Origin of the sequence: Sporosarcina koreensis (assembly GCF_000826145.2) — a bacterium.
GTDB classification, from domain to species: Bacteria; Bacillota; Bacilli; order Bacillales_A; family Planococcaceae; genus Sporosarcina; species Sporosarcina trichiuri.
The window spans coordinates 26,714-53,696 of record NZ_LN651335.1; the positions used below are offsets into that span (position 1 = coordinate 26,714).

At 54.4% G+C, this 26,983-nt stretch carries 26 protein-coding genes and 1 pseudogene; 24 read left to right on the forward strand and 3 right to left on the reverse strand.

Annotated elements, in window-relative coordinates:
* Window positions 1-2: 2 nt before the first annotated feature.
* From BN1190_RS01675 to BN1190_RS01785, 23 genes and pseudogenes are all read left to right on the forward strand, one after another.
* Window positions 3-1,973 carry a DHH family phosphoesterase gene (locus tag BN1190_RS01675; RefSeq protein ID WP_040285308.1) on the forward strand — a complete coding sequence of 657 codons (1,971 nt, stop codon included), beginning with the start codon at window positions 3-5 and terminating at the stop codon, window positions 1,971-1,973.
* A 2-nt stretch (window positions 1,974-1,975) separates the two neighbouring features.
* On the forward strand, window positions 1,976-2,422 hold the full coding sequence (gene rplI / locus BN1190_RS01680; RefSeq protein ID WP_040285309.1) for a 50S ribosomal protein L9: 447 nt from the start codon (window positions 1,976-1,978) through the stop codon (window positions 2,420-2,422).
* Between the two features lie 15 nt (window positions 2,423-2,437).
* Window positions 2,438-3,790: a replicative DNA helicase gene (gene dnaB / locus BN1190_RS01685; RefSeq protein ID WP_040285310.1), complete on the forward strand. Its 1,353-nt coding sequence runs from the start codon at window positions 2,438-2,440 to the stop codon at window positions 3,788-3,790.
* 125 nt (window positions 3,791-3,915) lie between these two features.
* Complete coding sequence (locus tag BN1190_RS01690) at window positions 3,916-5,205, forward strand: adenylosuccinate synthase (RefSeq protein WP_040285311.1); 1,290 nt, start codon at window positions 3,916-3,918, stop codon at window positions 5,203-5,205.
* A gap of 248 nt (window positions 5,206-5,453) precedes the next feature.
* Window positions 5,454-6,164: a response regulator YycF gene (gene yycF, locus BN1190_RS01695; protein ID WP_040285312.1), complete on the forward strand. Its 711-nt coding sequence runs from the start codon at window positions 5,454-5,456 to the stop codon at window positions 6,162-6,164.
* Between the two features lie 3 nt (window positions 6,165-6,167).
* Complete coding sequence (gene walK / locus BN1190_RS01700) at window positions 6,168-8,000, forward strand: cell wall metabolism sensor histidine kinase WalK (RefSeq protein ID WP_040285313.1); 1,833 nt, start codon at window positions 6,168-6,170, stop codon at window positions 7,998-8,000.
* On the forward strand, window positions 7,997-9,331 hold the full coding sequence (locus BN1190_RS01705; RefSeq protein ID WP_040285314.1) for a YycH family regulatory protein: 1,335 nt from the start codon (window positions 7,997-7,999) through the stop codon (window positions 9,329-9,331). The genes walK and BN1190_RS01705 overlap by 4 nt, the downstream gene beginning before the upstream one ends.
* Complete coding sequence (locus BN1190_RS01710) at window positions 9,318-10,136, forward strand: two-component system regulatory protein YycI (protein ID WP_040285315.1); 819 nt, start codon at window positions 9,318-9,320, stop codon at window positions 10,134-10,136. Before BN1190_RS01705 ends, BN1190_RS01710 begins: the two co-directional genes overlap by 14 nt.
* Window positions 10,137-10,150: 14 nt before the next feature.
* Window positions 10,151-10,939 carry an MBL fold metallo-hydrolase gene (locus BN1190_RS01715; protein WP_040285316.1) on the forward strand — a complete coding sequence of 263 codons (789 nt, stop codon included), beginning with the start codon at window positions 10,151-10,153 and terminating at the stop codon, window positions 10,937-10,939.
* Window positions 10,940-11,264: 325 nt separating this feature from the next.
* Window positions 11,265-12,587, forward strand: coding sequence for a S1C family serine protease (locus BN1190_RS01720; RefSeq protein WP_082023228.1), 1,323 nt, complete (start codon window positions 11,265-11,267; stop codon window positions 12,585-12,587).
* Window positions 12,588-12,753: 166 nt separating this feature from the next.
* Window positions 12,754-12,939, forward strand: coding sequence for a CxxH/CxxC protein (locus tag BN1190_RS01725; protein ID WP_082023229.1), 186 nt, complete (start codon window positions 12,754-12,756; stop codon window positions 12,937-12,939).
* Window positions 12,940-12,997: 58 nt separating this feature from the next.
* The gene (gene rlmH / locus BN1190_RS01730; RefSeq protein WP_040285317.1) at window positions 12,998-13,477 is read left to right on the forward strand and encodes a 23S rRNA (pseudouridine(1915)-N(3))-methyltransferase RlmH; all 480 of its coding nucleotides are present in this window, start codon (window positions 12,998-13,000) and stop codon (window positions 13,475-13,477) included.
* A gap of 170 nt (window positions 13,478-13,647) precedes the next feature.
* Window positions 13,648-15,147, forward strand: coding sequence for a phytoene desaturase family protein (locus BN1190_RS01735; RefSeq protein WP_052461643.1), 1,500 nt, complete (start codon window positions 13,648-13,650; stop codon window positions 15,145-15,147).
* Between the two features lie 70 nt (window positions 15,148-15,217).
* Window positions 15,218-16,117, forward strand: coding sequence for an alpha/beta fold hydrolase (locus BN1190_RS01740; protein WP_040285319.1), 900 nt, complete (start codon window positions 15,218-15,220; stop codon window positions 16,115-16,117).
* Window positions 16,114-16,905, forward strand: coding sequence for a TatD family hydrolase (locus BN1190_RS01745; RefSeq protein ID WP_040285320.1), 792 nt, complete (start codon window positions 16,114-16,116; stop codon window positions 16,903-16,905). The genes BN1190_RS01740 and BN1190_RS01745 overlap by 4 nt, the downstream gene beginning before the upstream one ends.
* A gap of 350 nt (window positions 16,906-17,255) precedes the next feature.
* Window positions 17,256-18,236, forward strand: a complete 981-nt coding sequence (locus BN1190_RS01750) for an amidohydrolase family protein (RefSeq protein WP_040285321.1) — start codon at window positions 17,256-17,258, stop codon at window positions 18,234-18,236.
* Between the two features lie 67 nt (window positions 18,237-18,303).
* Window positions 18,304-18,930: an NUDIX hydrolase gene (locus BN1190_RS01755; RefSeq protein ID WP_040285322.1), complete on the forward strand. Its 627-nt coding sequence runs from the start codon at window positions 18,304-18,306 to the stop codon at window positions 18,928-18,930.
* A 29-nt stretch (window positions 18,931-18,959) separates the two neighbouring features.
* A complete protein-coding gene (mntA, locus tag BN1190_RS01760) occupies window positions 18,960-19,367 on the forward strand; it encodes a type VII toxin-antitoxin system MntA family adenylyltransferase antitoxin (protein WP_040285632.1) in 408 nt (135 codons plus the stop codon).
* Window positions 19,360-19,775, forward strand: a pseudogene (hepT, locus tag BN1190_RS01765) (type VII toxin-antitoxin system HepT family RNase toxin). Before mntA ends, hepT begins: the two are co-directional and overlap by 8 nt.
* Before the next feature lie 44 nt (window positions 19,776-19,819).
* The gene (locus BN1190_RS01770; protein ID WP_040285323.1) at window positions 19,820-20,557 is read left to right on the forward strand and encodes a hypothetical protein; all 738 of its coding nucleotides are present in this window, start codon (window positions 19,820-19,822) and stop codon (window positions 20,555-20,557) included.
* Window positions 20,558-20,701: 144 nt separating this feature from the next.
* Window positions 20,702-21,154 (forward strand): MarR family winged helix-turn-helix transcriptional regulator, encoded by a 453-nt coding sequence (locus BN1190_RS01775; protein ID WP_040285324.1) that lies wholly within the window; start codon window positions 20,702-20,704, stop codon window positions 21,152-21,154.
* A 26-nt stretch (window positions 21,155-21,180) separates the two neighbouring features.
* Complete coding sequence (locus BN1190_RS01780; protein WP_040285325.1) at window positions 21,181-21,702, forward strand: GNAT family N-acetyltransferase; 522 nt, start codon at window positions 21,181-21,183, stop codon at window positions 21,700-21,702.
* 17 nt (window positions 21,703-21,719) lie between these two features.
* A complete protein-coding gene (locus tag BN1190_RS01785) occupies window positions 21,720-22,331 on the forward strand; it encodes an FMN-binding negative transcriptional regulator (RefSeq protein WP_040285326.1) in 612 nt (203 codons plus the stop codon).
* A 123-nt stretch (window positions 22,332-22,454) separates the two neighbouring features.
* On the opposite strand, the gene BN1190_RS01790 is transcribed toward BN1190_RS01785, so the two are convergent.
* Entirely contained in the window at window positions 22,455-22,949 is a 495-nt protein-coding gene (locus BN1190_RS01790; protein WP_040285327.1) for a hypothetical protein, read from the reverse strand.
* A 117-nt stretch (window positions 22,950-23,066) separates the two neighbouring features.
* Window positions 23,067-23,489 (reverse strand): organic hydroperoxide resistance protein, encoded by a 423-nt coding sequence (locus BN1190_RS01795; protein WP_040285328.1) that lies wholly within the window; start codon window positions 23,487-23,489, stop codon window positions 23,067-23,069.
* Window positions 23,490-23,656: 167 nt separating this feature from the next.
* Here BN1190_RS01795 and BN1190_RS01800 point away from each other — a divergent pair, with 167 nt between their 5' ends.
* Window positions 23,657-24,856: a DUF4317 domain-containing protein gene (locus BN1190_RS01800; RefSeq protein WP_040285329.1), complete on the forward strand. Its 1,200-nt coding sequence runs from the start codon at window positions 23,657-23,659 to the stop codon at window positions 24,854-24,856.
* Window positions 24,857-25,159: 303 nt separating this feature from the next.
* On the opposite strand, the gene BN1190_RS01805 is transcribed toward BN1190_RS01800, so the two are convergent.
* Window positions 25,160-26,971, reverse strand: coding sequence for an ABC transporter substrate-binding protein (locus BN1190_RS01805; RefSeq protein ID WP_040285330.1), 1,812 nt, complete (start codon window positions 26,969-26,971; stop codon window positions 25,160-25,162).
* Window positions 26,972-26,983 lie beyond the last annotated feature (12 nt).

The window sequence follows — 26,983 nt, forward strand, 5'->3', positions numbered from 1 at the left end:
ACATGACATCTTTTTTTAGAAAACGGAGAATCCGTTATCCGCTGGCCGCCATCTCACTCCTCGGCGTACTTGCGGCCGTCTTCCTGTTCCTGTTCAATTTCTGGGTCGGGCTTACCTATACCGTCCTGTTTTTTGCGCTGATCGGCGCTTCCTGGAAACTTGAAGAACAGACATACGTGGACACGGAAAAGCATATCGAAACGATGTCCTATCGGATGAAGAAGGTCGGGGAAGAAGCATTGCTGGAACTCCCGATCGGCATCATTCTGCTGAACGAAAAGCAATTCATCGAATGGGCGAATCCGTTTGCCGCTCAGATTTTCGAGGAAGAATCGCTGATCGGCGAAGAGCTGTTCGAACTGTCTGAGCAGTTCCGTCCGCTCCTCAAAGATGATGTGCCCGAGGACCTGTTCCTGAAAGTGGGCGAGCGGTCCTTCCGCCTTGTCTATAAAGCGGAAGACCGGCTCATCTATCTCTTTGATGTAACGAAGAAACGTGCAATCGAGTCGTTATATTATGCAGACCGCACCGTCATCGGCATCCTGCTCGTCGACAATTATGACGAGCTGGCCCAGACGATGGACGACCAGACCAGAAGTCAGCTCAACTCGCTGGTCACATCGCTTATCAACACTTGGGGCGCAGACAACGGCATCTTCGTCAAACGGGTGGCCTCCGACCGGTTCCTCGCGGTCTTCAACGAATCCATGCTCAGTGAGCTGGAAAAGACAAAGTTCGCCATCCTCGACGATGTCCGGGAGAAGACAGCCAAACAGAGCAACGGCCTGACATTAAGTATCGGTGTCGGTGCCGGCTCCGAATCGCTGATCGAACTCGGCGAACTCGCACAGTCCAGTCTCGACCTCGTCCTCGGACGCGGCGGTGACCAGGTGGCCATCAAACGGTCGGACGGCAAGCTGAAATTCTTCGGAGGAAAGACCAATCCCGTCGAGAAACGTACGCGTGTGCGCGCGCGGGTCATCTCCCATGCGCTGCGTGACCTGATCCAGGGCAGCGACCAGATCTTCGTCATGGGTCATAAGATGCCGGACATGGATGCAATCGGGGCAGCCATCGGCGTCCGGAAAATGGCACGCATGAACAATGTGGAGGGATACGTCGTCGTGAATTTCGACGAATTGGATGCCAGTGTCAACCGGCTGATCCAGGAAATCGAACAGGATCCGGAGCTGTATGAGCACTTCATCCACCCGGACGAAGCGCTCGCGAAGATGACAGGCCGTTCGCTCGTCGTCATCGTGGACACGCACAAACCGAGCATGGTGATCGACGAACGGGTCATCGACAAAGCCGAGAAGCTCGTCGTCATCGACCATCACCGGCGGGGCGAGGAATTCGTCCAGAATACGATGCTCGTCTATATGGAGCCGTATGCGTCGTCCACAGCGGAACTCGTGACGGAGCTGATCGAATACCAGCCGAAGAATGAGAAGCTGACGATGCTCGAGTCGACCGCGATGCTTGCGGGCATTGTCGTCGATACGAAAAGTTTTACGCTGCGTACCGGTTCGCGGACATTCGAAGCGGCGTCCTATCTTAGGACGAACGGGGCGGACACGGTCCTCGTGCAGCGTCTGCTGAAGGAGAATATTGAAACGTACATCGAGCGCTCCCGTCTGATTGAGACGGTGGACATCATGGATGGCGGTGTCGCTGTCGCGAAAGGGCAGAACGGGGAACCGTACAACTCGGTTCTCATCGCCCAGACGGCGGACATCCTGCTGACGATGCAGGGGGTATCGGCCTCCTTCGTCATTGCACCGCGGGCAGACGGCAAGATCGGTATCAGCGCCCGTTCGCTCGGGGAGCTGAACGTCCAGCGGGTGATGGAAGAGCTGGGCGGCGGCGGCCATCTGACCAATGCGGCAGCCCAGCTGTCCGTCGGAACGGTCGAGGAGGCCGAGGCCCAACTGAAGCAAGTGATCCTGAATGACCAAGAAAGGGGAGACTGATCATGAAAGTGATTTTTTTGAAGGATGTTAAAGGTAAAGGGAAAAAAGGGGACGTCAAGGAAGTCTCCGTCGGATATGCACAGAACTTCTTACTGAAGAACAATATGGCTGTCGAGGCGACGCCTGCTGAGCTGAGCAGGCTGGAAGGCCAGAAGAACCGCCAGGCCAAAGACGCAGAGCAGGAACTGCAGGAAGCGAAACAGTTGAAAGAGACAGTGGAAGGGCTCACTGTCGAGCTGAAAGCGAAATCCGGCGAGGACGGCCGCCTGTTCGGCTCGGTGACATCCAAGCAGATTGCAGCCGCCCTGGAGAAGCAGCACGGCATCAAGATCGACAAACGCAAGATGGAGCTGCCTGATGCCATCCGGGCGCTCGGCTACACGAACGTGCCGGTGAAGCTTCACCATGACGTCAGCGCGGTGCTGAAAGTCCACGTTACAGAAGAATGATAAGGAGACAGGCTGATGGATCAAATGATAGATCGCACCCCGCCTCACAATAACGAAGCCGAGCAGTCCGTCATCGGCGCCATCTTCCTCGAGCCGCAGGCACTGATCACCGCGGCCGAGGTGCTGATGGAGGACGATTTCTACCGGACGTCGCATCAGAAGATCTTTGCGACGATGCTCGCTCTTAGTGACAAGGGACAGGCGATCGATGTGGTGACTGTCACAGAAGAGCTGTCTGCCAAGAAAGAGCTGGAGGACGTCGGCGGGATTTCGTATTTGACCGAAATTGCGAACTCCGTGCCGACTGCCGCCAATATCGAATACTATGCCCGGATCGTCGAAGAGAAAGCGCTCCTGCGCCGCCTTATCCGGGTGGCCACCACAATCGTGGAAGACGGCTATACGCGGGAAGACGAAGTCGAGGAACTGCTGTCGGAAGCCGAGAAGAAGATGATGGAAGTCGCCAACCGGAAAAACGCCGGTGACTTCCGGCACATCAAGGACGTCCTTGTGGAGACGTACGACAATATCGAAATCCTCCATACGAGGAAAGGCGATATCACCGGGGTGCCGACCGGATTCCGCGACCTCGACCAGATCACAGCCGGGTTCCAGCGCAACGACCTGATCATCGTCGCCGCCCGTCCGTCTGTCGGGAAGACGGCGTTCGCCCTGAACGTCGCGCAGAACGTCGCGACGAAGACGGATGAGAACGTTGCGATCTTCAGCCTTGAGATGGGCGCCGAGCAGCTCGTCATGCGGATGCTCTGTGCAGAAGGCAATATAGACGCGTCCGTACTGCGGACCGGGAACCTTGAAGCCGAGGACTGGCGTAAGCTCACGATGGCGATGGGGAGCCTGTCGAACGCCGGGATCTTCATCGACGACTCACCCGGCATCCGTATCAACGAAATCCGCTCGAAATGCCGCCGTCTCCAGCAGGAGCACGGGCTCGGCATGATCATGATCGACTACTTGCAGCTCATCATGGGCAGCGGCCGCTCCGGCGAGAACCGCCAGCAGGAAGTATCGGAGATTTCCCGCTCACTGAAGGCGCTCGCCCGTGAGCTGAAGGTTCCGGTCATCGCCCTGTCGCAGCTGTCCCGGGGAGTGGAACAGCGGCAGGACAAGCGTCCGATGATGTCCGACCTTCGGGAATCGGGGAGTATCGAGCAGGATGCCGATATCGTCTCATTCCTGTATCGGGAAGACTACTACGACAAAGAGACCGAGAATCAGAATATGATTGAAATCATCATCGCGAAGCAGCGGAACGGCCCGACCGGCACCGTCACGCTCGCCTTTGCGAAAGAATATAACAAGTTCCTCAACATCGACTGGTCGCAGCATGATTCGTTCGGTGCCTAAACACGAATGTGAGAGATTAGCAGTTCTCTAACGTTCGTGTTTTTTCTTGACGCGGCATGGCGGAGTTGGTACAATGAAAGCTGTTTGAATGAGGATGCAGACGCATCCAGCGGAGGTGCTTTAGAATGCCATCAGTAGTAGTTGTCGGAACACAGTGGGGAGATGAAGGGAAAGGGAAGATCACCGATTTCCTTTCGGAGAACGCAGAAGTCATCGCACGGTATCAGGGCGGAAACAACGCCGGCCATACGATCATCTTCGGCGGAGATACGTACAAACTTCACCTCGTGCCATCCGGCATTTTTTATAAAGAGAAGACATCCGTAATCGGAAACGGTATGGTCGTTGATCCGAAAGCGCTCGTCAGTGAATTGAAAGGCCTGCAGGACCGTGGTGTCAATACGGACAACCTGCGTATTTCGAATCGTGCTCACGTCATCCTGCCGTATCACCTGAAGCAGGACCTCGTGGAGGAAGAGAGCCGCGGGGAGAACAAGATCGGCACGACAGGTAAAGGGATTGGACCTGCCTACATGGACAAAGCGGCCCGTGTCGGCATCCGCATGGCGGACCTGCTCGATTACGAAGTGTTCGAAGCGAAATTGCGCATGAACCTGCAGGACAAGAACCGCCTGTTCGAAAAGATGTACGATACGGAAGGCTTCAAGCTCGAAGATATCTTGGAGGAGTACTATGGCTACGGCCAGGAACTCGCGAAGTATGTAACGGATACATCGAAAGTGCTGAACGATGCACTTGACCAGGCACGCCGTGTCTTGTTCGAAGGCGCGCAAGGCGTCATGCTCGACATTGACCAGGGGACATACCCATTCGTCACGTCTTCCAACCCGGTCGCGGGCGGTGTGACGATCGGATCCGGCGTCGGCCCGACGAAGATCGATCACGTCGTCGGTGTGTGTAAAGCGTACACTTCCCGCGTTGGTGACGGCCCATTTCCGACGGAGTTGTTCGATGAAATCGGTGACCAGATCCGTACGGTCGGCAAGGAGTTCGGCACAACGACTGGCCGTCCGCGCCGTATCGGCTGGTTCGATACTGTCGTCGTCCGTCATGCACGCCGTGTCAGCGGACTGACAGACCTGTCCGTGAACTCGATCGACGTCCTGACCGGACTCGATACCGTAAAAATCTGCACAGCGTACGAGTACGAAGGGGAAACCATTACGGAGTACCCTGCGAACCTCAACATGCTTGCGAAATGCACGCCGATCTACGAAGAGATGCCGGGCTGGTCGGAAGACATCACCCAGTGCAAGTCATTGGATGAACTGCCGGACAACGCGCGCCACTATCTCGAACGCATCTCCCAGCTGACGGACGTCACGATCTCCATGTTCTCCGTCGGTCCGGACCGCACACAGACGAACGTCATCAAAAGCGTCTGGCGTCCGTAAACAAACTTGAACAGCACTTCTCCGACTGCCTGCCGGCGGCTGGAGAAGTGCTTTTTTGAGCGGGAAATTTCGACAGCAATCGGGAAATATTCCCCGGGAAATAACCGGGGCATGTTCGCTGAACCCCTTTCCTGACTGCATTCAGCCCCTTATCATGAAATGATTGGAACGTGCGAAAACACCCGAAGAATGGTAGAGTAAAAGGATACCAAGTAAATGTGCCGACTCGGCCGGAAAGGGTAGGACAGATGCAAAACAAAACGATCCTCGTCGTCGATGACGAGAAGCCGATTGCGGATATATTGGAATTCAACCTGAAGAAAGAAGGGTTCACCGTCTATACAGCATACGACGGAGACGAAGCGCTGGAGAAGGTGGAAGAGGTGCAGCCGGACATCATGCTGCTTGATATCATGCTGCCGAAACAGGACGGCATGGAAGTCTGCCGGGAAGTCCGGAAGAAGTACGACTTCCCGATCATCATGCTGACAGCGAAAGATTCCGAGATCGACAAAGTGCTCGGCCTTGAGCTCGGGGCCGATGATTACGTGACCAAGCCGTTCGGGACACGGGAACTGATTGCCCGGGTCAAAGCGAACTTGCGGCGCCATCAGAAGACCGCAGCCGATGAAGCGGAAGAGGAAACGAACGATATCACCGTCGGCAGCCTTGTCATCCAGCCGGATGCCTACCTCGCACAAAAACGCGGGGAGACGATCGAACTGACCCACCGGGAGTTCGAACTGCTGCATTACCTGGCAAACCACATCGGCCAGGTGATGACACGGGAGCACTTGCTGCAGACCGTCTGGGGCTACGACTATTTCGGCGATGTCCGGACAGTCGACGTGACCATCCGCAGACTTCGCGAGAAGATCGAAGACACACCGAGCCATCCGACCTGGATCGTGACGCGCCGGGGTGTCGGGTATTATCTGCGCGATCCGGAACAGGACTGATCCATGCGGAAAACAGGATTCTTCAACTCCATCCATGTGAAGTTCATCCTGATCTACGTCATGCTCATCCTGCTGGCGCTGCAGATCATCGGCCTGTACTTCTCAAGCGGTCTGGAGTCAACATTAAAGGAGAATTTCACAAACTCCATTCAGGACCGCATCAACCTGGTGGAGTTCAGCGTGAGGGAAGAGATGCTGAAGGAACGGACAGCAGATGATCCATCCCAGGAGTCAAGCCTGCGGACCGTCCTGACAGGCTTCAGTTCGAATGATATCAACGAAGTCCTTGTCGTCGATTCGAAGTACAGGATACTGGCTTCTTCCGTATACGACCATCAAAAATCGCTCGTCGGGCGTAAGTCGACCGATGATACTGTCAAACGGACGATCATCTCGGAAACTCCATCCCAGCCGGTCACGCGATTTGATAAGAGTACGGAGAAACGGGTCATGATCCAGGCATTCCCGATCATGGACGGCATGGAAGTGATCGGCGCCCTCTATGTCGAGTCAAATATCGAGAACGTGTTCACCCAGATCGATCAAATCAACCGGATCCTTGCGGGCGGCGCCGCCGTCTCCCTCACCATCACGATTATCATCGGCATCTTCATCGCCCAGACGTTCACACGGCCGATCTCCGATATGAGACGTCAGGCGCAGGCGATGGCGAAAGGGAACTTCTCCCGTAAAGTAAAGGTATACGGGAACGATGAGATGGGGCAGCTCGCCATTGCGTTCAACCATCTGACGAACCAGCTGCTCGAGTCACAGTCGACGACAGAAGCCGAGCGGCGGAAGCTCGCCTCGGTCCTTGAAAACATGACGGACGGCGTCATCTCGACGGACCGCAAAGGACGTGTCAGCCTCATCAACGATTCGGCACTCGGCATGCTCGGGATGACGAGTGATCTCGTCTTGAACCGGCCGATCACGAACCTGCTCGGCATCGAGAAGGAGTACTCCTTCGAAGATCTGATCGAAATGCGCGAGTCCATACCGCTCGATTTCAGCACGGAGACGGAACCTTCCATCCTGCGTGCTACGTTCTCTGTCACCCAGCGCGAAACGGGGTTCGTTAACGGACTGATCATCGTGCTGCACGACAATACGGAACAGGAGAAGATCGACATGGAGCGCCGCGAGTTCGTCTCGAACGTCTCGCATGAGTTGCGGACACCATTGACGACGATGCGGAGTTATCTGGAAGCATTGGCGGACGGTGCCTGGAAAAATGAAGATATCGCGCCGGCTTTCCTGAATGTCACTCAGACGGAAACGGAGCGGATGATCCGCCTCGTCAACGATCTGCTCAAGCTCTCCCGGATGGACAGCAACGAATACGAGCTGAATACCGAATGGGTCGACTTCAATACGTTCTTCACCTCGATCATCGATCGATTTGAATTCTCGAAGTCCGAGAATGTCAGCTTCCGGCGCATCATTCCGCCGGACGACCTGTTCGTCGAGATCGATACGGACAAACTGACGCAGGTCATCGACAATATCATCTCGAACGCCTTGAAGTATTCGCCGGACGGCGGCATCGTCCGCTTCCATGTGGCGGTTCTCGAAGGCGAGATCCGGATCAGCATCTCGGACGAAGGGATGGGCATTCCGCCATCGAACGTCAACCGCATCTTCGACCGGTTCTACCGGGCGGACAAAGCGCGCTCCCGGGCGATGGGCGGTACCGGCCTCGGCCTCGCGATCGCCAAAGAGATGATCAATGCCCACGGCGGCAAGATCTGGGCGCACAGTGTGGAAGGGGAAGGCACGACGATCTTCTTCACCCTGCCATACGAACAGCATGATGATGGGGAGTGGGATGTATGAGACATATCGAAGCGATCAAGTCCGTAGTGCTGCTGCTGCTCGTCATACTCAGCATCACCTTCACATTCTCGATCTGGTCGTATGCGCCGAAATTCAAAACAATCGATTCGAACCAGGCGGTCGAGGGGTCCGTTACAAATGTAACGGATAAACGGCCGGTGTCAGATATCGTGCTTCCGTACAAATGGGTGTTCAAGCTAGGGGAAGACGACCTGCTCGGTACGACGGATCCTCAGGATATCGAGCCGGTCCTGTCTGAAATGATGAGGTGGAAGATGTTCGGGATGACCGCTGTCGACCAGCAGATGACGCCAGCTGAACTGGATGCCCTTCTGAAACGCAGCAACCAGTACGTACTCTATTATCCGGGGGAAGTGCCGATCGGCGTCTATAAGGACGTCCTGGAAATCGAGGACAAGAACGTACCGGAAGTACTGTTCAACCGGCTTATCGTCAATTGGAACCCTGAAGACAGCCTCCCGGAAATCCACTTTGTCAGTACGGTGAGCAAAACTCACTACAAGGCGAAAGTGAAGATGGAGGATACCCAGCAATTCCAGAAGTCCATCATCAAAAAAGGAAAACAGCTCGGCCGCTACAAGGAAGTGCCGGTGGATGAGACGAGAACCCTGACGGTGGCGGACGAACCGCTGGAACTGGACCACGCGACCTACATTGTGGAGGAGATAAACCCGTCCCTGTTCAAGGACGCACTCTTCAACGACCCGAATGCAGTTAGGCGTAATCTCATCGATACGAATACCGAGGAATATGGGGATGACCATGCGTTCATGAACGTCAATACGAAGACCAAAGTGCTGCGGTTCGTCTACCCGCCGGACAGTCAGGAGCTGGCCATCCCGTCGGAACTGATGAGTACATCCATCGAATTTGTCAATGACCACAATGGCTGGACCGACGACTACCGCTATTCCTATATGAACCCGGTATCCCGCTATATCCAGTTCCAGCTGTATGACGGCGGCCTGCCGGTGTTCAGCGATATCCCGAATGAAACGGAGATCACAGAAATCCTCGGGGATAACCGGATCCATCAATATATCCGGCCGTACTACACATTGAATTCGCCTATTAAGACTTATAAGAAGACACTGCCCGCTGCTACAGAAGTAGCGAAGGTTCTGCAGGAATCCGATGAACTTGATGCCACCGGCCTTGAAGAAATCAAACCGGGTTATCTCATGTTCCATGATACGGAAACAGGCGTCATGAGGCTTGAGCCATACTGGTTCTACTACATCAAAGGGAATTGGGAAGTCTTCAAGGACGTGCAGGCGCGGAAGGGAGGCGGCCTTCTTGGACTGGAGTAAAACCAAAACCATCTTCATCATTGTCTTTTCAATCCTTAACGTCTTCCTCTATTCTCTTTATCTGAACCGCAATGCGGACATTCAGAACGTGGAAGTGATGGGGAAGACGTCGATGGAGGAAATTCTGAAACAGGAAAAGATCAAGTACAAGCTGCCGCCGTTCATCGATAAGGAAGCCTCCTTCGTTTCAGCAGATATCGTGGATTTCAAGAAGGAGTCGCTGAAAGATCTGAAGGGCCAGAAGACATCCATTTCCGGAGATAACGTCCTGACATCCAGCCTGACGGACAAGCTGCCGCTGGAAGACGCGAAAAAGGATGACTTCAAAGCCTTCCTTTCGCAATATATCCTGAACGGCAGTGAATACGTCCTGTGGTCAATGGATGAAGACGAACAGCAAGCGGTCTTCTTCCAGCAATTCGACGGCCGGCCGATCTACTACAGCCCGAGTGCCATGCTGACGGTCTCCTGGGATGACAAAGAGGAACTGAAGTCGTATGACCAGCGGATGCTGAAGAACTTTGCGAACTTCAATAAAAAAGACCTCCTGTCGCCTCTGGAGATCATCGGTTCGCTTGCATCACGAGGACTTTTGAAACAGGAATCCGAAGTGACCGATGTCAAGATGGGCTATTCCACGCTCGTGCGTCTGACGGAAACCCAAGTATTTGCACCGACCTGGGATGTTCAAGTAAAATTGAAGGATGGGGAAATCGAACATCACTTCCTCAACGCAAACGAAGGAAAAGTCATCGAGTTTCAACTCGACAAGGAGCCCCTTGATAACGAAGAGGAGCTCGGGTAAGGAGATAAAGAGCTATGCGATTCAGCGTTCTTGCCAGTGGCAGCACTGGGAATTCCATCTATATCGAAAATGACACGGGCGCTTACTTGGTCGACGCCGGATTCACCGCCAAGCGGATCGAAGCACAGCTTGCGAAAATCGGCCGTTCGATGAAACATATAAATGCAATTTTTGTCACACACGAGCACAGCGATCACATCAAAGGTATCGGCGTACTCGCTCGGAAGCACGGTGTTCCGATCTACGCCAACCAGAAAACATGGCAGGCGATGGACGGCCTGGTCGGGGAGATTCCGCTCGATCAGCGGTTCCAGTTCGACATGGAAACCGTCCAGTCGTTCGGCTCCCTGTCAGTCGAGTCGTTCGCCGTCTCTCATGATGCTGCCGATCCGATGTTCTACGTCTTCCATGAAGCGGACCGGAAACTCGCGATCATCACGGACACCGGCTATGTCAGCGACCGGATGAAAGGCATCATCAAAAGCGCCGACTCGTTCGTCTTCGAATCGAACCACGACGTCGGCATGCTGCAGATGGGCCGCTACCCATGGAGCGTCAAACGCCGGATCCTGAGTGACGTCGGCCACGTCTCGAACGAGGACGCCGCCATCGCGATGAACGACGTCATCAGCCAGAAAGAGACCCAGATCTACCTGTCTCACCTGAGCCGCGACAACAACATGAAGGACCTCGCCCGCATGAGCGTCGAACAGACACTGCAGACATGCGGCATCATAACCGGCGAATATGTCCATCTGCACGATACCGATGCAGAAAATCCGACCGATCTCGTCCTCGTGTGATTAGGAACCCCCGCAGCTGCGGGGGTTTTTGTTTTGACGGCGATGCGGCGATGCGCTCAAGCAGGCGGCGGAACGCTCAAGCAGGCGGCGATGCGCTCAAGCGGGCGGCGAAACGCTCAAGCGAGCGGCGGAACGCTCAAGCGGGCGACAGAACGCTCAAGCTATCCCGGCATCCGAGCAAGCCTGCTCACCTACTTCCTCTCCCTAATGGAACGATTCCTCCTCCCCTGACGTCTAAATTACCGAGACCCCCTCTAATTCCATTTTAAAATCAGCAAATTGGGGTACAGTGGTAAGAGACAATTGAATCGAAAGGACGAGTGCCATGGATGACTACAATCGAGAACGAGAAGAGGATCGGCTGCATCGGCCGACGGAACCGGACGCTGAACGGATGGCGGACACCCCCGAGCCGCTGACATCGCCGGAGGAGCCGGTGTACAGACGGCAGACCCCGCCGCCGCCCCCTGAACCGCCCAAGAAGAGAGGCGGCTTTTTGCCTGCCTTATTTGGTGCCATACTTGGCGGCCTGCTCGTGTGGCTGCTCATGTTTGCGACAGGCGGAACGAAAGACGGAACGGTCGAGAAGACGGCAGGAACCGTCAAGGATACTCCGGGCAGCAGCCAGCAGGTGAGCGTCGACATCAGCAGTGACATCACGGACGTTGTCGGCAAATCACTCGACACAGTCGTCGGTATCACCAACCTGCAGAGCGGCCAGGATTTCTGGTCGCAGTCCTCTGCCCCGCAGTCCTCTGCCCCGCAGGCGATCGGTACGGGGTCAGGCGTCCTGTACAAAAAAGAGAACGGCAAAGCATACATCGTCACGAACCACCACGTGGTCGAGGATGCGTATGCACTGGAAGTTTCTCTGGAAGACGGCACCAAGTTGAAAGGAGAACTGGTCGGCAGTGATATCTGGACGGACCTCGCTGTCGTGACTGTTGACGCGAAAGATATCGGCGCGACGATTGAGTTCGGAGATTCGGATGCACTGAAGCGAGGAGAATCGGTCATCGCGATCGGGAACCCGCTCGGCGAAGGTTTCGCAGGATCCGTCACAGTCGGCGTCATCTCCGGCAAGGACCGCTCCATTCCGGTGGACCTGAACAATGACGGCAACATCGACTGGCAGGCGGATGTCCTCCAGACGGATGCAGCCATCAACCCCGGCAACTCCGGCGGTGCGCTTATCAACATGGCGGGCCAGCTGATCGGCATCAACTCCATGAAGATTTCTGAAGAAACGGTCGAAGGGATCGGCCTCGCCATCCCGATCAATCTGGCGCTGCCAATTATCGAGCAGCTGGAAGAGACCGGCGAAGTGAACCGGCCGACGATGGGCGTCTCCCTGCTCGACCTGCGCACGATACCGGCCCAGCAGCAGGATGTTCTCAAGCTGCCGAAAGATGTGAAAGACGGCGTCGTTGTCACAGAAGTGTTCCGGAATACTCCGGCTCAGACAGCAGGCGTTGAAAAGTATGATACAATAGTGGAAATGGATGGGGAGAAGATCACCAATATGGTCGAACTCCGGAAACACCTGTACAACGAGAAGCGGGTCGGCGACAAGATGACCATGAAAGTGTACCGGGACGGCAAGCCTGTTACAATTGACATGGTGCTGAAAGACGGCAACTCGTTCTGATGCACATGTGCATAACCAAAACCGTTTAGTTATCCACAGCAGGCACGATAGCAGAGAAAGCGCTATTGTGCCTGCTTTTTTTATCAACAAAACCGGGTTTGTGGATAAAACAGAAAATTTGTGCATAAGTGTGTGGGGAAAATAAAATACGGAAGAGGCGGTAGAATTGAATATTTATAGCTGTGAAAGCCATATAAACCGGGCACTTGACGAGTACGTTGCAAACGAGGGAACATTTCCTGCCATGGAACCTGTCAAAAAAGATGTCAAGTTATCCACAACATGCAGTTACTGTGACCAGGTCCCAATATATATTGTGACGAACGTACAATCGGACACAACATCTAGCTGACTGTGTGGATATGTGCATAACTATTGTGAATAACTTTTCAAAAAAGGTGGACAACGCTGTGAATATTACAATCATAACAGTCGGAAAACTGAAAGAGAAATACTTGAAGATGGGCATCGAGGAATATACGAAGCGGCTTGGCGCATATGCGAAAATCGATCTGATCGAAGTCGCAGACGAAAAAGCCCCCGAACAGCTGAGTGAGGCAGACATGGACATCGTCAAAAAGAAGGAGGGAGACCGCATCCTCGCGAAAATCTCCCCGGACGCGCATGTCATCGCCCTCGCCATCGAAGGCAAACAAAAAACATCCGAACAGCTCGCCGACACCCTGCAGTCGCTCATGACGTACGGCAAAAGCAAAATCACCTTCGTCATCGGCGGCTCACTCGGCCTGCATGCAGATGTGTACAAGCGTGCGGATGAGCTGCTGTCGTTCTCGAAAATGACGTTCCCGCATCAGCTGATGAAGCTGATCCTGCTGGAGCAGGTGTACCGGGGATTTCGGATTATGCGGGGGGAACCGTATCATAAATAGAAGTGAAGGGATGCCGAAGGTAATGTAATAGTTTTTTGAACTTGTAAGTTTTCCTTAGTAGTTCAACCCATTAGTCCAGAGAGAGAGTAACGAGAGACAAAGAAGGTTATCTAAATAACAGCTGGCAGACGGAAAGGCTGACTTATTACCCAATGAAAGGTAGTGATCCCATGACCCAATCCATCTGCATCCTCGGCGGCGGCATCAGCGGGCTGACGGCGGGGGCGTTTCTGGCGCAGGCGGGGTGCCGGGTGACGGTGCTGGAGAAGGCGAAGACGGTGGGCGGTTCGGCGGGGGCATATGTGCGGCAGGACCGGCGGTTTCCGGCGGGGGCGACGGTGGCGTTCGGGCTGGAGGACGGCGGGCTCCTGACGGGACTGTTCGGCGGTCTCGGAATCGAGGTGCCCGCGGTGCGGCTTGCGCACCCGATGGATGTGGTGCTGCCGGATCGGACGGTGTCGGTGTACCAGGACCGGCTGCGGTGGAAGGCGGAGCTGGCCCGGGTGTTTCCGGAAAGGGCGGCGGAGGTGCTGGCGTTCTGGAAGGAGCTGTCACAGATCGGCGGGACGGTGTTCGGTGTGACGGCGACGGGCGTGTCGCTGCCGGTGCGCCGGCTGTATGATCTCGGCCACTTGCCGGGGTACGCGCTGCGTCACCCGGCGCGGCTGCTGCCGGTCGCCCGCCGTGCGCTCTGGACGGTCGGGGATCTGCTGAACGCCCACGGACTCGGGTCGTATGCGCCGTTCCGGCAATTCCTGGATGCGCAGCTGATGGATGCGGCGCAGACGGATTGCGGTCACGCGGCACTGCTGCCGGCGAGTCTTGCACTCGACATTTACCGGCGGGGCAGCTACTTCGTCGAGGGCGGTCTCGGGCAGCTGAGTGAGCTGCTGGCAGACCGGATCCGCGGGCTTGGCGGGGAAGTCGTGATGAGTTCCCCAGTGACGTCTCTCATCCGGGAGGATTCGAGCTGGCGGGTTGTGACCCGGAAACGCAGCGACCTATATGACGTGGTCCTTAACAGCACGGGTGTGTCGTTCGGCATCGGAACGAGCCATGCGGAGGACGATGCGTTCTCGTGGGGGGCGTTCCGGATCGACGCGGTGCTGGATGAGCGATTTGCTGAGGAGCACCTGGCCGGCCGGACGCTGCCGTTCGCGCTGCAGATCCAACCGGCAGCTGGACACCCGGTCTACGAGGCAGGCGGCCACGGACCAGTGTACGTTACGTTCCTGCCGTCTGCAGACGGGCATGGTGAACCGATCAATGGCGAAATCATGATGACCTGTTCCATCCATACGGAGCCCGGCGGCTGGGAACGGCGGCCGAAGGAGATATATGCCGAGAAAAAACGGGCATTGGCGGATGCGATGCTTGCCGCAATCGAAGACGTGATGCCGATCGAGCGCTATGTGCATCGCTCGGACGCGGGAACACCGGCGACCTATGACCGCTATATCGGCAAGACGGCGGTCGGCGGGTTCCCCCTGACCGTGCGGAATGCCATTCTCCAGCCGAACAGCGTGCGCTCGCCGCTGCCGGATTTCTACCTGGCCGGCGAGCAGTCGTTTCCCGGCCCGGGAACGCTGTCGTCTGCGCTGAGCGGTTACCACGCGGCGCGCGCTATCCTCGGCGGCCGGATACACCCCTCCTTTTCAGGGTATAGATGAAACCAGAGCGCTGTCCGCGGTATGCAGGCAGCGGAACGGATTCATTCATCCTATAAAGGAGGGTTTTTTCATGTCTTCTTCACGAGAACATACGTATATCGACGTGAACGGTGTCCTCCTCCATGTCGTCCAGCAGGGATCCGTGGAGGGAGAGCTGGTTGTGCTGCTGCATGGGTTCCCGGGATTCTGGTACGGCTGGCATCAGCAGATGGACTATTTGGCAGAACAGGGGTACCGAGTGTGGGCGCCCGACCAGCGGGGCTATAACCGGAGCGATAAACCGGAGCCGGTGTCCGCCTACCGGGTGGAGGAGCTTGCAGCGGACGTTGCAGGACTGATCGAGGCATCCGGACGCGGTAAAGCAATAGTCGTCGGGCATGACTGGGGCGGTATCGTCGCGTGGAACGTCGCCCGGCGGTATCCGGACCTCGTTGACCGGCTCGTTATCCTCAATGCGCCGCACGAGGCGGCGATGGCGGGCTATACGGCGACGCATCCGCTGCAGCTGCTGCGCAGTTCATACGCAGGGTTCTTCCAGCTGCGCGGCGTGCCGGAGAAGATGCTAAGCGCAGATGGATTCAAGCCGATGGCGGCCATGCTGGAGGCGAGCAGCCGTCCGGGCGCCTTCACGGAGGAGGATCTGGCCGCCTACAAGCAGGCATGGGCACAGCCCGGGGCAATCCGGTCGATGATCAACTGGTACCGCGCGAACGCGAAGACGCTGTTCTCCCCGCAGCCGCCGCTCCGGGTGCCGGTGCCTGTCCTCGTCATCTGGGGAGCGGGGGACCAGTTCCTCGGCCGGGGACTCGCACTCCGGAGTCTCGATTTCTGTGACGACGGCCGGGTCGTCTATTTCGAGAACGCGACCCACTGGGTGCATCTGGAGGAAGCGGAGCGGGTCAATGGGCTGCTGGGTGAATTTTTTGGGAATGCACGATATCTTGAGAATCGGATGGTGAGCTTGGAATGACGAAGGAACCGGTGATCGACGCACACATCCATCTGGATCAGTACGAAGAGGCGGACCGCAGAAAGCTGCTGGATGGCCTGCAAGAGGCGGACATCCGGGCGCTCGTCGCCGTCTCCACCGATCTTGCATCGGCCCACCGCACACTCGAGCTGGCCCGGCAGGACAGCCGCATTCGTCCGGCAATCGGGTTTCATCCCGAACAGCCGCTGCCTTCAGAAGAGGAGCTCGGCGCCCTGCTGCAGCTGATCGACGAAGAGCAGCACAGAATCGCAGCGGTCGGGGAAGTCGGCCTGCCGTGGTACATGCGGCTGGGGGATCCGACAATCGACCGTACGCCCTACGAAGAAGTGCTGTCGCAGTTCATCCGGAAAGCGGTGGATTGCGGACTGCCGATTGCCCTCCATGCCGTCTATAAGGATGCCGAGACTGTCTGCGAACTGCTCGAGCTGCACAGCGCAGAACAGGCGCATTTCCACTGGTACAAAGGCAGCGACCGCACGCTCGATCGGATCATCACGAACGGCTGGCTCGTATCAGTCACACCGGAAGTCGTCTACCGGCCGAAGATCCAGCACATCGCCCGCCGCGTCCCGCTCGCGCAACTCATGGTCGAAACCGACGGACCGTGGCCGTTCGAAGGCCCGTTCACCGGGCAGCGGACCGACCCGCGCATGCTGCATGCAAGTGTCATGGCGATTGCCGGCCTGAAACAACTGCCGGCGGGCACCGTGTACCGGGAGCTGCTCAGAACGACGGAGCGGTTTTATGGGGTAGAAAGGAGCATCTGAGTATCCATAAACCTCAGCATCCGCAGTTCCACGTGAAACATGATGAATTTCTCTCGGGACGATGACTGCTGTTTAATTTATTTGTAATTCCAGGATGGCAAAAGAATTTTTGGGTGAACAGAAAATAGTGCAGGCGGCGTATAGGCAGCAGGCTGGTGAATAAAATGGAAAACCTAAGCGCATGGCAGAGGCAATTCATGCGTTTTTGCAGATGTTTTTTATCAAGTCCTGTATTGTCTTGCCACATTACGATACTCCGGACACAGGGCTCTCTCCGCCCTGTCCATCCATGATACGATAATACATAAAGCACATTTGGGACGGCTCCCTGAGAGGAAAGGCGGAAGACCATGAAGACACTGATCACGAATGCATGGATTCTCACGATGAACGAACAGATGGAGGAGTACCGGCATGGCTATGTGCTGGCGGAGGAACAGATCCTCGCCATCGGGCCGATGGAGGACCTGCCGGCCGATGTGGCGTATGACCGCCATCTCGATGCGCGCGGGGCGATCCTCATGCCCGGGATGGTGAATACGCACACCCACATCGGAATGATCCCGTTCCGGTCGCTCGGGGATGACTGTCCGGACCGGCTGCGGCGGTTTTTGTTCCCGCTGGAGAATGAGTGCATGGACAGTGCGCTTGCAGCGGCGAGCGGCAAGTATGCCATTGCGGAAATGCAGCTCGCCGGGGTGACGGCGTTTTTCGATATGTATTATTTCGAGGAGGCGCTGGCGCAGGCAGCAGAAGAGATGAACGCGCGGGCGTTACTGGCGGAAACGGTGATCGATTCGGTGACGGTGGACGTGCCGGAACCGCTCGGCGGTCTTGCGTATGCGGAACGGTTCATGCCGAAGTGGGATAAGCACGGTCGGATCCGGGCCACGGTCGCGCCGCATGCGCCGTATACGAATACCGTCGAATCGCTGCAGCGGGCGGATCGGCTGTCGGCGGACCATGGTGTGCCGTGGACGATGCATGTCAGCGAAATGGATTTCGAGGTGGAGCAGTTCCGGCAGCAGCATGGCCAGACGCCTGTGGAGTTCCTGGAGGCGATCGGCTCCCTCGAAATCGGCAAGCAGGCGGACCTCGTACTGATCGAGACGGAGTCGGTCAACATGTTCCCGATATTCGATCCGTATTCGGCGCTCGTCTACTCGGCGAACGCCGGCAATGTCCGGGATGTGTTCATCGGCGGCCAGCAGGTCGTTGCGGACAAGAAGCCGGTCGGCCGGGACATCCCTGCCCTGCGTGAGGACCTGGCCGCCGCTATGCGGGAGAGCGGGTTTGAACGGAAGGCGATGGCGGCCATGCCGGAAAAATGACCGGTCTTTCCGCCTTCGGCAATCAATGATACGATGAAGGAAACACGGTGCATAGGGGGCAATGGAGATGGATATCGACGGATTGGAGCGGCGGCTGGCCGCAAATGATGCTTTGTTCATCGGCGAGGAAACAGCATTCCGCGCAGCGGTGCTCATACCGCTCGTTGAGCACGAAGGAGAGTGGCACGTCGTCTTCGAAGTCCGCGCGTTTTCAATGCGTAAGCAGCCGGGGGACATCAGCTTTCCGGGCGGACGGATCGACCCGGAGGATGCCTCGCCAATGGCGGCGGCGCTGCGGGAGACCCATGAGGAACTCGGCATTGATCCGGAAACCGTCCGGATCGCCGGCAAGCTGAGTCCGTATATCGCGTCCCCGTCGTTCGTCGTCTACCCGTTCGTCGGCATCTGCGACTACCATGAGATCGCCCATTCCTACAACCGCGCGGAAGTCGAGGAAGTGTTCGCCATCCCGCTCGACTGGCTGCTCGCACACGAACCGGTCCTTCACAAGGTGCCCGTCCAGCCGGCTCCGCTGCCGGATTTCCCGTTCGATAAGATCTATAACGGCAAGAAATACAAATGGGCGAACCGCATGCAGGAGGAATGGTTCTTCGACTATGAGGGCTATACGGTTTGGGGACTGACTGCCCGTATCCTGAAGCATTTCATTGATATTCTGAAAGGTCGGGGGTGACGGAGATGGATGGAAAGGAGAGGGAGCGGATGTTAGGACCAGACAATATTGAATACGTTGTGGCTCATTTGGAAGAACGAGTGAACCCTGCCTTTGTCATTCTTTTCGGCTCTTACGCAAAAGGAACAGCGCACACAGACAGCGATCTGGATATTGCTTATTACTGTGAAAAGTTGTTATCTGGCTATGATCGTATGATGCTTGCTAATGAGTTGGCGGCCATTGCAGGATGCGATGTAGATCTCGTTAACTTACGAGATGCAGATACAGTTCTCGCCTTCCAAATATTCTCCACAGGTATAAAGATATCTTGTCGTGATACTGATGAATTCATCAAACAGCGTGTGTTGGCCTACAAAATGTATGCAGTCTTAAATGAGCAGAGAGCAGGCATACTCGAGGCGATTAAGCAGAGAGGAAGTGTATACGGTGAATGAAGACATCATTTTAAATAAGGCGGCTATTATCGAATGGTGTACTTCCCGTATTCATGAAGTTTATGAAGGCAATCCTGCAAATTTGGCGGATTATACAAAGCAGGATAGTATCGTCCTGAATATACAGCGAGCTTGTGAAGCTAGTATTGATTTGGCAATGCATATTGTCAGTGAGGACCGGTTAGGAATTCCGAAAGCCAGTCGGGAAGCTTTTGTACTTTTGCAGGATAATGAAATTATATCTAAAGAACTTGCTCAGAATTTGATTCGGATGATCGGTTTTCGCAATATTGCTGTCCATGATTATCAGGTGATCGATAGCAATATCCTTCAATCCATCGTAGAAACCATTTGGAAGACTTCAAAGCGTTCACCAGCCATCTGCTGAAGCGGCTGGATGGGCAGTAAGGAATTCCTCAATATTTCATGTCTTTAGATGAGGAAGTGATTGAATGAAAAAAGCAACAGGGTTCATCATCGGCATTGTGCTGCTGGCAGTCTCACTGCCTTGGGCGGGTCCGATGGCGCTCGAATATATCCATGACCAGCGGATGGACGGGAAGTACCGGTTCACTGACATTTCCGAAGGAGAACCGCCGACCCCTGCCTTGTACAAGTTCAACGGCCAGGAAATCACGATTGACGAAACGCCATTGGAGAAGCCTGAGTACATAGACCCGTGGGAGAATGAAATGTCGTTTTCCGATATAGCAGTCAAGGTGAACGGAAAAGAAATCGATCGGCTGCCGGCGTACCCCGTCCGATCGGAGCAAGAGGGCCTGAACCGCTATTTCGGAGATATTGCGTATTTCCTCGTGGAGGATAAGAAGGCGGGCGAGACTTCGTTTGTCCTGGCGCTGAAACGGACGAAAGAAACAATTTCCGCAAATGCAGAGGGAGACCATATCGGATGGGTGCCTGAAGAGGAACTGCAGTATACCTACTACAGGGTGAGTGATGCCGGGGACGTGACGCGCACCGACTTCGGGTATGCGGATCGGGATGGCTTTGAAACGAAACTGCTGGCGAATGGCCATCTGGCGCCGACGTCAGTCGGATATTACACCGACCTGTGGCATGCCTATCCCTCTTTCTTCTTCCCTCTGTTACATCCGCTGCTGACGATGATTGCAGGCGGTATCCTGATTGTTTTCTGCTGGCCGTTCCGGAAAAAGAGAGCAGTCCAGTAAGGACCGAGCCTATTTGGCACCGGTGGAGGTCCTTGCTGTCATTCTCTGTTTACCGACTCCCTGCAATCTTTTTATTGTTGCAAATACAACAATAAACACGTAGACTATAGTACAGCAGTTCATCTGCTGGCAGAGGAGGTCCGTATGACTGAGATACTTCGTGAAATCGGAATGATCGCAAGAGCGCTGGATTCCATAAGCAATATTGAATTCAAGGAATACGACCTGACCAAAGGGCAGTACTTGTATCTGGTACGCATCTGTGAGAACCCGGGAATCATACAGGAAAAACTGGCTGATATGATAAAAGTGGACCGCACAACAGCAGCCCGGGCCGTAAAAAAACTGGAAATGAACGAATTCATCGAGAAGAAGAATGATCCGCAGAATAAAAAAATCAGAAGACTTGTTCCGACTGAAATAGGGAAGCGTGTATATCCTTTCATCCTGAGAGAAAATGAGCATTCAAATAAGAATGCCTTTGAAGGATTTTCCGAGAGCGAAATGGAACTCACTTTTTCTCTTCTTCAGAGAGTCAGAAAGAATATAGAAAAAGATTGGGAATTCGTCAAAAAGGGAAATAAGCGAAGCTACTAATGAGCGACAGGAGCTGGAAATTGCCTATGGATATCATAATGGAAAGATGCACCCGCGATGATTTACAAATCCTGCAGGAAATCAGTATTGAAACGTTCCAAGACACATTCAAGGAACAAAATACCCCTGAGAACTTGAAAGCATATCTGGAAAAAGCGTTTTCCATCAGGAAATTGGAACGGGAACTCGTCAATACGGCTTCTCAATTCTTTTTCATTCGTGTGGAAGACGAATTGGCTGGATATCTAAAGGTCAATACGGGAAGTGCCCAGACGGAAGAAATGGGTGCGGACTCTCTTGAGATTGAAAGGATCTATGTGAAACATACCTTTCAAAGACAAGGGATTGGCAAACATCTGCTTCTCAAAGCACTGGAAATAGCGGTTTCGCTTCGTAAAGAACAAGTATGGCTCGGTGTTTGGGAAAAGAATGAAAATGCTCTTTCGTTTTACGAGAAGATGGGATTTGTATCTGCAGACTCCCACTCCTTTTTTATGGGAGATGAAGGACAGACGGATATTATTATGATAAAAACACTCAGTCAGTAGATGGGAGGCGGATTGATTTGTATATCCCTAAACAATATAAGGTCGAGGACTTCAGGGAGATTGAAGAATTCATCCAAAACAACTCGTTTGGTACGGTTGTGACGACCGACCAAGGCAGACCGTTGGCAACTCACCTGCCTGTTCAGATGCATAAGCGCGGGGATGACTACTATATAACCGGGCATATGGCTCATACGAATCCTCAATGGAGGACTTTCCCGGATGAACAAGGAAGTGTTCTGGTCATGTTTCAAGGTCCCCATGCTTATATATCATCCTCCTGGTACCAGTCTGAAGAAGTGCCTACTTGGAATTATCAAGCCATCCATGTATATGGCGCAGGCCGCATACTGAGTGAGCAGGAATTGCAGGAAGATCTGATGCTTCTATTGCAAAAATACGAGCAGGGTCGTAAAAATGCTGTTTTGTGGGAGACACTCTCCTCCCAGACAAAGAAGCAGATTGCCGGAATTGTCGGCTTTGAAGTGAAAGTGCAAGATGTCCAGGCTGCTTATAAATTGAGTCAAAATAGAAGTGCAGAAGATTATCATCATATCGTTTCTAAATTACATCAAGAAAAAGACGGAAATTCAAGATTAGTAGCAGAGGCGATGAAAGCTAGGATTTGAATCGTCCAGCTTCCCACCGGCTGATTGTCGGTGGCTCAGGACACTCTTAAATAGCAAGAAGTCTCCATACTAAAAGCACCCAGCCGCTTGCGTCTGGGTGCTTTTGGTATGCAGCTGCTCCTCTTATTGCCGGCACAGCACGACGATCCGGCTTGGGGTCGTCTGCGCCGGAATGCTGCGGGTCGTGCGGCTGTAGGTGACGATGAGGTCCCGGTTCGCGAGGCTGCCGTTGAACGGCTGGCCGTTCGGCAGGAAGACCGGGGTGTCGTCGTCCAGCAGCAGCTGCAGGGAGCCGTCGCTGCTGATGAGCGACTCATCGAATTGCATGACCGCCGTGAACTGCCCGGGCATCTCTTTGCTCATGACGAGCGCGCTGTACTGCGGCGGGTAGATCAGGATGACCGGCGCATCCGCGTCATAGAAGCCCGTCACCGTGTCCCCCGGCATGACGACGGCCTGGTCGGTGAAATAGGTCGTCGGCAACGCGGTGAAGCGGACAATCTGATCCGTCGCCTGCTCGACGGTATAAATTTTATAACAGTCCGACTCCTGATGCTGCCCGATCGGCACGTCCTCGATATCCATGACAGTACCGGTGAACGATCCGAAATTCCCCAAAACGATTCCTCCTGTGTCTTCATCTTGACTCCTCTTACTATATGCACGGCTTGCCGATTGCGGAAGCCGCTTGCGCCGGCATGAAAAAAGAGCGGAAAGGGATCCGCTCTTTCGGATTTATTGCGCTTCCAAAGTGACTTCGATGTTGTTCCGTGTCGCTTTCGAGTACGGGCACACTTGGTGCGCTTTTTCGACGAGCTCCTGCAGTTTGTCCTTCTCGATCCCTGTCCCTTTGACTTCGAGTTTGACGGCCAGTTTGAACCCTTGGTCAGCTTCGTCTTTCTGCAGGCTGACATTCGCTGTCACTTCGGAGTCGAACTTGACCTTCTCTTTGCCTGCGACCAGCTGGAGTGCTCCGTCGAAGCAGGCTGCATATCCTGCAGCAAACAGCTGCTCTGGATTCGTTGAATTCTCGAGTTCTTTGGCCCGTTTCGTACCGGGCATCGCTGTGTCAAAACTGACGACATTATCGGAAGACTGGACATGCCCTTCCCGTCCGCCTTTTGCGGTCGCTGTGGATGTGAATAGTGTTTCTGCCATGTGATCACTTCTCCTCATCTTATCGTTTTTTGACGCTGTCCGTTCTATACCCGCTTTGCTTCCATGTTAAGCATCGTCAATCCTTGCTATAATGAAAAAATGCGAGAACCGCCGCTGATGTGGCGCGGCGGCTACAGTCTGTATCTAGAGAAAGCAGGGGAAATACCATGAATAAGAAAGACATTGCTGCAATCCGCAAGCAATTTAAACCGGAGGCCGATCTGCTGACGATCCAGGATATCTACAACGTCTACGTGCGCCAGGAGAGCAGTGAGATCTATCATGAAGAAAGCCAGGCGTTCGAGCTGCTCGACCGTGACCGGCAGGAACTGTTCCTGACGAGTTTCAAGAAAGTGCTCGGCGGCAAGCTTGCGATGAAGCTGTTCGAAGTCCGCTTCGCACCTGTCCAGGAAGGCCAGCGGAACCATACCCAGCAGCTGCTGTACGCTGGTCTGCATGCGGCAGACGCCGACGGTTGGCGCCGGGAGATGCAGCTGATCGCCGAGAAGATGGTAGCGGATGCGCAGCATGAGAAGGATCTCGTCATCACCTTCATCCGCGGGCAGTACTTCAAGCCGACGCATTCGAAGGACGACCTGGAAGAGCGTGAGATGGGCGAGCGGGACGAAACGTATACGACGCCGTTCATCCTCTGCAGCCTGAACCATACCGAGCTGCCGAAGCCGTCGCTCATCTTCGACTTCACGGGCAGGGAGTTCAAGTCGAGCGAACTGGCGGACCCCGTCGTCAAACTGGCCTCACCGGTCGGCGGCTTCCTGTTCCCGTGCTTCACGGACAATGCAGCAGACGTAAACCATATCCTGTATGCGGCCGGAAAGGTGAACAAGCCGGATTACGCCTTCATCGAAAACGTGCTCGACGGCGAGGAGATCATGACGGCGGAGGACGACAAGGCGGTGTTCGAGGAGATCGTCAGGCAGGTCGTCGGCGACGAGGTGAATACACAGACACTGGCCGGTGTGTACGATGAACTTCATAGGATGACGACGGTGGAAGAAGAGGATGAGGAGGCCGACTACGTGCCGGTGCTCGACTCGAAGGAGATCGAGCGTGTGCTGAAAGTGAGCGGCATCGAGGACGTCGACACCGAGAAAGTGCGCGAGGCGTTCCAGACGATTGTCGACGATGAGGCATACGAGCTGAAAGCGAGCCACGTCGTGCCGAACTACAATACGAAATCCATCAAGATCAGCACGAAAGTCGCCAACATCTCCATCAGCCCTCAGGACCTGAAGTATGTGAAGCAGGTCAACGTCGACGGCAAACGCTGTATTCTGATCGAGGTGGAAGAAGATACAATGATCGAAGGGTTCACGCTGCTGGAGGAAGAGCTGTTCGAGTCGTAATTCAATGAAAGTCTGCGATGCCGGTACGATTCTACAGAAAATGCGGAGCAGAGCGGAGCCACAAGCCAGACTTTTGACTTGCTGTCTTTTCTGCGCGGCGCGTTTGTGAAGTTATGAGCGATGGGCGGTGGTTTATGAGCGGAAACCTGAGTTTATGATCACTTTCGCTGCTTTATGAGCGTTTTGCAAGATTTATGAGCAGCTCTCACGATTCTCTATTTGTGCCGCTCCGGACATACGCGTGCAACCGCAATAAAAGCCGCCCCGCCACCTGGTTATACAGGCGGCAGGGCGGCTTACTTTCTATTCCTTGCGGTAGGCTTCTAAGAACTCGTTTACTTGATTTGGATCAGCAATCAGCTCATTGCCTGTATCGACGAGCGGGCTGAGCGTGGAATATGCTTTTTTCTTATTGCCATGGTAGTAATTTAAGAACTCATCTTGGTTGATGGAGAACAAGATCGCTTTGCGCAAGTTCTCGCTGTCCGAGACGGTTCTGCCAGTTGTATTGAACTGTAAATAGGTGACGGCATTGCTGTCGCTCTTTTGCAGCAGCAGGTTATCATCTTTTTCGACGAGGTCATACTTCGTTTCGGGAACTCCGTTGAACAGGTGGATTTCTCCGTTTCGCAATGCAGACAGCGCACTGTCCGCGTCTTCGATGAACCGTACAGTGACAGCCGGGATCTTCGGTTCAAATTCACTTCCGGCACGGTATGCGGGGTTCTTGACGAAATCAGCTTGGTAATCGTTTTTCTTCACAAGGATGTAAGGCCCGCTTGCATACAGTTGGTTATTGTAACCGGCGCCTTCCGTTACTGTGCGCTGATCACCGTAAGGAATGTCTTTGTCCACATCGAACGAAGCTACGTCATATGTGTTGATGTTTTTCACTTGCTTCTCCGATACGATGCCGGCAGATTGGTGAGCCAAGTAGTTCAGCACTTGCGGGAATGGCTCGGTTGTTGTGACTTTCACGACTTGGTAGCTGCCTTTGCTGTTGTCCGCTTTCGTTTTGTCATCGACCAGTTCTGACACTTTGGTGTCCAGTCCGTCTTCGAGAGCTGCTTGAACGGTTTCATCGCTGCCGGAAACGGTCGCTTTTTCCAGCTCACTGAGATCTGTTACGATTTCTGCATTTTTAATATGTTCATGCAGGCTGTATGTCCGGTGATCCGGAACGGAGTCTTTGTCTTTTGCGCGATTCAGCGAGAATACAACATCCTCTGCTCCGACACGTTCTCCTGTATCGACCGCTTTTCCATCTGAGACGGCTGCAAAGTTAATGTCATTGCGGAGGAGGAAGTAGTAGTCGGAATTCCCTTCTGCCATCGCAAAGTTATAAGAAAGTGAACCGTCCGGCACCACTTTATCGTCATCTGTCAAATTGACCAGGCGTACGTACATATTCGTGTTCAGAGTATTGATGGAACCGTCGTTTCCTTTGATCGGGTCGAGCGATGTTAAGTCGCCGATCGCCTGCTGTGTCACGAGCGGTTCAGTTGCCCGTTTGGCTGTGTCATTGAAGTCGATCGTTTCCCAGGCGATTGCACGTGATTTCGCGAGGCGGACCGTGTCGGGGTTCAAGACCATCTTATTGACGCCTTGCGCCTTAAACGAGTTATAAAGCGGAGCGATATAGGCCTTTTCTGCAACAAGCCGCTGTTCCAGCTGTTTGTACGAGTTCGTGTATTCATCCACGGTTTCTGTACTTGCCTGCTCAATCAGTTCATCGGCTTTTTCATCGTCCACGAGACTGTTCGCTCCATCGGATTTGAATAACGCACGAACTGCATAGTCTGGATTCCCGGTCACTGTCGTCCAGCTGGATAGGGCGAGGTCATAGTTGCCGGCTTCCTGCTGGGCTTTGAATGTGCCGTAATCGGGCTGGATGTTCAGCTTTACGTCGAATCCATTCTTAATGAGCTGGTCGCGCACAATGTTCAGGTCTTCCTCACCTGACCCCATTCCGAGAACCTCGATTTTCACTTTCTCTTCCGGTCCGACTTTGGTGTCGGTGTCTTTACCTTCTTTTTCCACTTCTGATTTCGTCTGCACGCACCCTGCCAGCACAAGAACGAGCAGCAATGCGAGTGATAGTAATTTCTTTCCCATCGATGAATCCCT

Coding starts and splice junctions, on each gene's coding strand:
- BN1190_RS01675 (WP_040285308.1), top strand. CDS start 3: ATGACATCTTTTTTTAGAAAACGGAGAATCCGTTATCCGCTGGCCGCC.
- rplI (WP_040285309.1), top strand. CDS start 1,976: ATGAAAGTGATTTTTTTGAAGGATGTTAAAGGTAAAGGGAAAAAAGGG.
- dnaB (WP_040285310.1), top strand. CDS start 2,438: ATGGATCAAATGATAGATCGCACCCCGCCTCACAATAACGAAGCCGAG.
- BN1190_RS01690 (WP_040285311.1), top strand. CDS start 3,916: ATGCCATCAGTAGTAGTTGTCGGAACACAGTGGGGAGATGAAGGGAAA.
- yycF (WP_040285312.1), top strand. CDS start 5,454: ATGCAAAACAAAACGATCCTCGTCGTCGATGACGAGAAGCCGATTGCG.
- walK (WP_040285313.1), top strand. CDS start 6,168: ATGCGGAAAACAGGATTCTTCAACTCCATCCATGTGAAGTTCATCCTG.
- BN1190_RS01705 (WP_040285314.1), top strand. CDS start 7,997: ATGAGACATATCGAAGCGATCAAGTCCGTAGTGCTGCTGCTGCTCGTC.
- BN1190_RS01715 (WP_040285316.1), top strand. CDS start 10,151: ATGCGATTCAGCGTTCTTGCCAGTGGCAGCACTGGGAATTCCATCTAT.
- BN1190_RS01720 (WP_082023228.1), top strand. CDS start 11,265: ATGGATGACTACAATCGAGAACGAGAAGAGGATCGGCTGCATCGGCCG.
- BN1190_RS01735 (WP_052461643.1), top strand. CDS start 13,648: ATGACCCAATCCATCTGCATCCTCGGCGGCGGCATCAGCGGGCTGACG.
- BN1190_RS01740 (WP_040285319.1), top strand. CDS start 15,218: ATGTCTTCTTCACGAGAACATACGTATATCGACGTGAACGGTGTCCTC.
- BN1190_RS01745 (WP_040285320.1), top strand. CDS start 16,114: ATGACGAAGGAACCGGTGATCGACGCACACATCCATCTGGATCAGTAC.
- BN1190_RS01750 (WP_040285321.1), top strand. CDS start 17,256: ATGAAGACACTGATCACGAATGCATGGATTCTCACGATGAACGAACAG.
- BN1190_RS01755 (WP_040285322.1), top strand. CDS start 18,304: ATGGATATCGACGGATTGGAGCGGCGGCTGGCCGCAAATGATGCTTTG.
- mntA (WP_040285632.1), top strand. CDS start 18,960: ATGTTAGGACCAGACAATATTGAATACGTTGTGGCTCATTTGGAAGAA.
- BN1190_RS01770 (WP_040285323.1), top strand. CDS start 19,820: ATGAAAAAAGCAACAGGGTTCATCATCGGCATTGTGCTGCTGGCAGTC.
- BN1190_RS01775 (WP_040285324.1), top strand. CDS start 20,702: ATGACTGAGATACTTCGTGAAATCGGAATGATCGCAAGAGCGCTGGAT.
- BN1190_RS01780 (WP_040285325.1), top strand. CDS start 21,181: ATGGATATCATAATGGAAAGATGCACCCGCGATGATTTACAAATCCTG.
- BN1190_RS01795 (WP_040285328.1), bottom strand. CDS start 23,489: ATGGCAGAAACACTATTCACATCCACAGCGACCGCAAAAGGCGGACGG.
- BN1190_RS01800 (WP_040285329.1), top strand. CDS start 23,657: ATGAATAAGAAAGACATTGCTGCAATCCGCAAGCAATTTAAACCGGAG.
- BN1190_RS01805 (WP_040285330.1), bottom strand. CDS start 26,971: ATGGGAAAGAAATTACTATCACTCGCATTGCTGCTCGTTCTTGTGCTG.